At 40.7% G+C, this 5,729-nt stretch carries 4 protein-coding genes; 2 read left to right on the plus strand and 2 right to left on the minus strand.

Going from position 1 to position 5,729, the window contains the following annotated elements; translation table 11 throughout:
* The first annotated feature begins 144 nt into the window (after window positions 1–144).
* The gene (locus VNZ46_RS18720; RefSeq protein ID WP_325561548.1) at window positions 145–1,494 is read left to right on the plus strand and encodes a DUF4302 domain-containing protein; all 1,350 of its coding nucleotides are present in this window, start codon (window positions 145–147) and stop codon (window positions 1,492–1,494) included.
* A gap of 63 nt (window positions 1,495–1,557) precedes the next feature.
* On the opposite strand, the gene VNZ46_RS18725 is transcribed toward VNZ46_RS18720, so the two are convergent.
* The gene (locus VNZ46_RS18725; RefSeq protein WP_325561549.1) at window positions 1,558–2,892 is read right to left on the minus strand and encodes a DEAD/DEAH box helicase; all 1,335 of its coding nucleotides are present in this window, start codon (window positions 2,890–2,892) and stop codon (window positions 1,558–1,560) included.
* Between the two features lie 75 nt (window positions 2,893–2,967).
* Window positions 2,968–4,305, minus strand: a complete 1,338-nt coding sequence (locus VNZ46_RS18730; protein ID WP_325561550.1) for an MFS transporter — start codon at window positions 4,303–4,305, stop codon at window positions 2,968–2,970.
* Between the two features lie 128 nt (window positions 4,306–4,433).
* Here VNZ46_RS18730 and VNZ46_RS18735 point away from each other — a divergent pair.
* On the plus strand, window positions 4,434–5,729 hold a 1,296-nt coding region (locus tag VNZ46_RS18735), incomplete at its 3' end, for an ATP-binding protein (protein ID WP_325561551.1).

Below are 5,729 nucleotides of genomic sequence, written 5' to 3' on the forward strand. Positions count from 1 at the left end.
TTAAGTAGCAATACTTTTGTAGCAGACTGGCTTCCTGTAAGTGTTAATGCAGATAACTATATGAAATATGGTGGTTTCTCTGTGAAAGGTAGCCCTGCAAATTATTTTTATGGACCATTAGCTTATTAATTTATTTAAGACAAAATGAAGAGATTATTATTTTTTATTGCACTCTTATCATTATTGATGGGCTGCAAAAAAACATCCTACGTTGCTAAATTTGATAAGACGCCTCAGGAGCGGGTTGGAGAGCAGATGGCTTTAGTTTCTAATATATTAACATCCGCTGAAAATGGCTGGATTGCCTCTTTACCTACCAGTGCAGGGGGCGGGTATGGTTTTTACGTGAGTTTTGATAAAGATCAAAATGTTAAAATGTATGCTGATATGACAGACCAAAGCGCTGCGGAGGTAGGAAAGTCATATTACAGGATTAAACAGGATATGGGAACAGATCTGGTTTTTGATACCTATAACTACATATCGATGTTGGATGATCCGGATTCACAAGTTATGGGAGGGGCAAGTAAGATTGGATATAGCAGCGATGTAGAGTTTATATATGACCGGTCAACTGCAGACAGTATAGTTCTTATTGGAAAAAAATACCGGCAGCCTTTTAAATTGGTTAAAGCCACTGCGGCACAAAGAGCCATTTATGAAGCAGGAGGTTATAAAACGGCGATTAATAAATTTAAAAACTTTTTTGCCATGACTAAGAACCCCTACATAGAGTTGGCTTCGGGCAATGCTACATTGAAGATTGGGATAACACCCAATATGACAAATGATCTTGATAATGGCAAGAGGGTAGATTTTACGGGAGTTTTGGCAGATGGCACTACTGTGGCATCAAATACTGAGAAATTTAATTTTACGCTGGATGGCGCTGTAATTCTCAATAAGGGCCTGGTTTTCCAAGGCATCAGCTTTGTGAAATTTGTTTGGAAAAACGAGACAACATTGGCGGTATATGATACGACTGGAAAGGAATATATCCTCAAAAGTTCAGCTACGCCTTTAGTTCCGCTTTATCAATTGTGGGGCAGTAAATATAGTGGAATGCTTTCTGAGTTTAAGACCATCTATAAAGGAACGTCAGCTAATGGAGCCGCCATTTTAAATTACTTTCATAATAACCTGACTACTTCTGCAGTTACCGGATATGTATTTAACTATGGACGGATAAATTTTGCCTGGAATGTAGTCAATAAGAGATTGACAATTAATGCGCATACCAGTCAAAGCGGAGGAGCCAGTACCTGGGTAACGACTTCGACCTATACTTATACGATGGATGCAAATGGTGTATATAAATTTACCTTGTTGTCTGCACCATCGGGCGGTTATGCAGGCAAGATTATAGTCAAGTTACATGATTTTATACTGGCCAACCGGGTTTCTTTTGACTATTATGTTGACGGTGAAAATACCTATGGCAAGATGACGAGCGTCGATGATCCGACCATTGCAATGACTTTTGTCTTACAATAGATCTTCTTTAATGATATCAATACAAAGGCCGGATTTTTGTCCGGCCTTTGTATTCTATAGATCTTAAGTTTTTGGTTTTCCTTTGCTGCTCCACCTTCTGGAACCACTGCTTGGCGTTCTTTTTGCTCCGCTTAAATTTGGTTCCCGGTCCTGACGTTGTCCTTGTGGTTTACCATTAGGCTGACCTTGTCTTCCGCCTTGGCCGCCGCGGTTTCCGCTTTTAGCCTTTGGCTTTTCCGCCGTAGCCATTAAACTCTGCCAGCTCATGGCAAAAGGATTGTCTTCGGCTACAGGAACCGAAAGACCAATCAATTTTTCTATGTCCTTTAGATATTCTTTTTCTTCTGCATCACAGAATGAATAGGCAATACCACTTAAACCCGCACGGCCGGTACGGCCAATCCGATGGACATAAGTCTCGGGAATATTTGGTAGTTCATAATTGATCACATGAGTCAGTTCATCTACATCAATTCCTCTTGCAGCAATATCTGTGGCCACTAAAATGCGGGTGGTTCTGGCTTTGAAATTTGTTAAAGCCCTTTGTCTTGCATTTTGTGATTTATTGCCGTGGATGGCCTCGGCTCTGATGCCGGACTTGATCAGGTCTTTAACTACTTTGTCTGCACCATGTTTGGTTCTTGTAAAGACCAATGCTGTTTCGATACTTTTGTCCTGAAGGATATGGTTTAGTAAACTGCGTTTATCATTTTTAGTAACAAAATAAACGGCTTGCTGTATTTTTTCTGCAGTGGAAGAAACAGGTGTAACTTCTACTTTTGTTGGGTCCGTTAAAATGGTATTGGCCAATTTCTGAATTTCACCAGGCATGGTTGCAGAGAAAAATAAGGTTTGTCTCTGTGCAGGAAGTTTGGCAATTACCTTTTTAACGTCGTGGATAAATCCCATATCCAGCATTCTGTCGGCTTCATCCAATACAAATATTTCCAGATCGCGCAAGCTGATAAAGCCTTGTCCCATCAGATCCAATAGTCTTCCAGGTGTGGCGACTAAAATATCAACTCCTCTGTGAAGGGCATCTGTTTGTGCTTTCTGACCAACACCGCCAAAGATCACCAGATACTTTAAAGGCAGGTTTCTTCCATAAGCTTTGAAACTTTCCTCAATTTGAATTGCCAGCTCTCTGGTTGGTGTAAGAACCAATGCCTTGATGGTTTTTGGCCCTTTGGTATTGTTGTGGGGCTTATATAACAATTGCAGCATGGGAATGGCAAAAGCCGCAGTTTTACCTGTTCCGGTTTGTGCACAGCCCAATAGATCTTTGCCTTTTAATATAGTTGGGATGGATTGTTCTTGTATGGGGGTTGGTTGAGTATAACCTTCTGTTTGCAGCGCATTTAGAATTGGCTCAATCAGATTTAATTCTTTGAATAACAATGTGTATGTATTTAATGTTTAATGGAACGAAAAGAATAGATTTCAATTCCGTACAAATGTACGGATAAATTTAGGTTATTTTTTTTCTTTAAATCTGCTGAAAAAAAGCAGAGCAAAAACACAAAGAACAAAGCCAACAACTCCGTTCAAGCGAAGTCCATAATCTTTTCCCGGGTCCTTGCCATAGATGGTGAGCATGGCAAAGACAGCAATACCAAGGGTCTGACCTAATTTGACAAACAGATATTTTACGGCAAAGAACATACCTTCATGGTTTTCTCCTGTTTCTTCCGTGTCGTTTTGAGCAATGTCTGCAAGGATAGCATTAGGTAAAATGCCAAGCGCTGCCAGGGGAAAAGAAGCACAACTCACCATGATATACATTTGTGCTGTGGATGAAAAAGGAAGTCTTCCAAGAAAATAGATCGTGACAAAAATGAGGCTGAGCACTGCAAAAGCAATCATAACCAGTGGTTTTTTTCCGAATCTTTTAGCGCCATAATTGATAAAGGGATAAAAAACCAGGGACAGGATGACCATTATCCCCATAAACTTGCCGCCGTCAGAATCAGGAAGGCCAAGCAATACGGTAACAAAAAAAAGTAATCCGCTGGAAATAATGCTGAGCGCGATATAATAAGAGAAATCAGAAATCAGGTAATATTTAAAGTTGGAATTTCTGAATGTGTTTTTAATGGCTGGAATTAATGGAATATGCGTGGGCTTTGCCTCACTGTATTCTCTTTCATCGATGGCAACTACGGGTATGATCATGACCACGCCGGCAAGAATGCAAAGTCCCCACATGGTATATTGAAGGGCGAGTGTCCTGTCAGAAATGCCAAAGATATCCTGCAGCAGATCTGCATAATTGTTACATAGTGCAGCGATGATCATCCCAACAACGAAACCCACCTGCTGATAAGTCGAAAGCCGGACTTTCTTTTCAGGATTGTGGGCAAGTTCAGGAAGCAATGCATTATATGGGATGATATAGGTTGTCAGCGAAATAAAGAATCCGGCCAGCATAAAAGTAAGCCACCAGGCATTGGAGGTACTTTCTCCGTTAACCAATGGATGAAATACCAGACCGCAAAAAACAACCGCGGGAACAATGGCATAACGCATGATGGGGATTCGTCGTCCTTTTGGATTTTTACTGCTGTCGCTTAGAGAAGCAATAAAGGGATCATACAAGGCATCAAATAAACGTCCGGAGGCTGCAATCAGGGAAAGAATATTAAATGCACCGAACACTAACAGTTGCGGAACCAGGGGACTCAAACCAGAGTTGTTTGGTGGCAGATAAAAATAAGGAAGCATGACAATAATGATATTGGTCATGATACTCCATCCCATCATGCCTGAAGCGTATGCGATTTCTTTTTTGAGTGGAAGTGTTTTGACAGGCATTGTAAACGATTTTCGCTAGGTATCCGGGAATTTTTGATGAAGATAATGTAAAATGTGTATTTGTTGAAACTTTGTGAAGGATAAGCCCTGCTTATTCATTAAATTTGTAGTTCTACACAATAAACATCATGGCAGAACCTATTTATAACGATGACAGTATACGGTCCCTCGACTGGAAAGAACACATCAGATTACGTCCCGGAATGTATATTGGGAAGCTGGGCGATGGCTCAGCTCAGGACGATGGGATCTATGTTTTACTGAAAGAGATCTTTGATAACTCTATTGATGAGTTTGTAATGGGCTCCGGACGTACGATTGAGATGACGGTTTCTGAACATAAGGTGAATGTACGTGATTATGGAAGAGGTATTCCTTTGGGTAAAGTAATCGATTGCGTATCCAAAATCAATACGGGAGGAAAATATGATAGTAATGCTTTCCAAAAGTCAGTTGGTTTAAATGGAGTGGGTACAAAAGCGGTGAACGCTTTATCTACCAGTTTTGTTGTACAGTCCTACCGCGATGGGAAAACAAAGAAGGTAGAATTCTCTAAAGGGGAAATTGTGATCGAACATCCGATCATCGATACCACACAGCGCAACGGTACGGCTATTACCTTTTACCCGGATGAAAGCATATTCAGAAATTATCATTACATATCTGCTTTTGTGGAAAGCATGGTTTGGAATTATGTTTTCCTCAACACTGGCCTTACTGTAAATTATAATGGACAAAAGTATTTATCCGAGCGGGGATTATATGATCTTCTGCATAAAGTAGCGGATGTGGAAAGCATCCGGTATCCCATCATACATTTGAAAGGGCATGATATTGAAATTGCAATGACGCATGGCCAGCAATATGGAGAAGATTATCATTCTTTCGTAAATGGACAACATACCACACAGGGGGGAACACATCAGGCAGCCTTCAGGGAAGCTGTGGTCAAAACCATCCGGGAGTTTTATAAGAAAGAGTATGATGCTTCAGACATCAGGGCTTCTATTATTGCTGCAATTTCCATCCGGGTACAGGAACCGGTATTCGAATCTCAGACCAAGACCAAGTTAGGGTCACAAAATATGGGGCCTGAGGGGCCTTCGGTACGTACCTTTATCAATGATTTTGTTAAAAAGGAACTGGATGATTATTTGCACAAAAATCAGGAAGTTGCAGATGCTTTACTAAAAAGGATCCTGCAATCTGAAAGGGAACGGAAGGATATTGCCGGAATCAAGAAATTAGCCAATGACCGGGCAAAAAAAGCATCTTTACACAATAAAAAACTCAGAGACTGTAAGGTTCACTTTAATACTACGCACGATAAAAGATACGAAACTACCTTATTTATTACAGAGGGAGACTCTGCATCCGGGTCTATCACGAAGTCAAGAGATGTGGACTGCCAGGCCGTTTTCAGT

This window comes from Pedobacter sp. (genome assembly GCF_035566355.1).
In the GTDB taxonomy this organism is placed as follows: Bacteria; Bacteroidota; Bacteroidia; order Sphingobacteriales; family Sphingobacteriaceae; genus Pedobacter.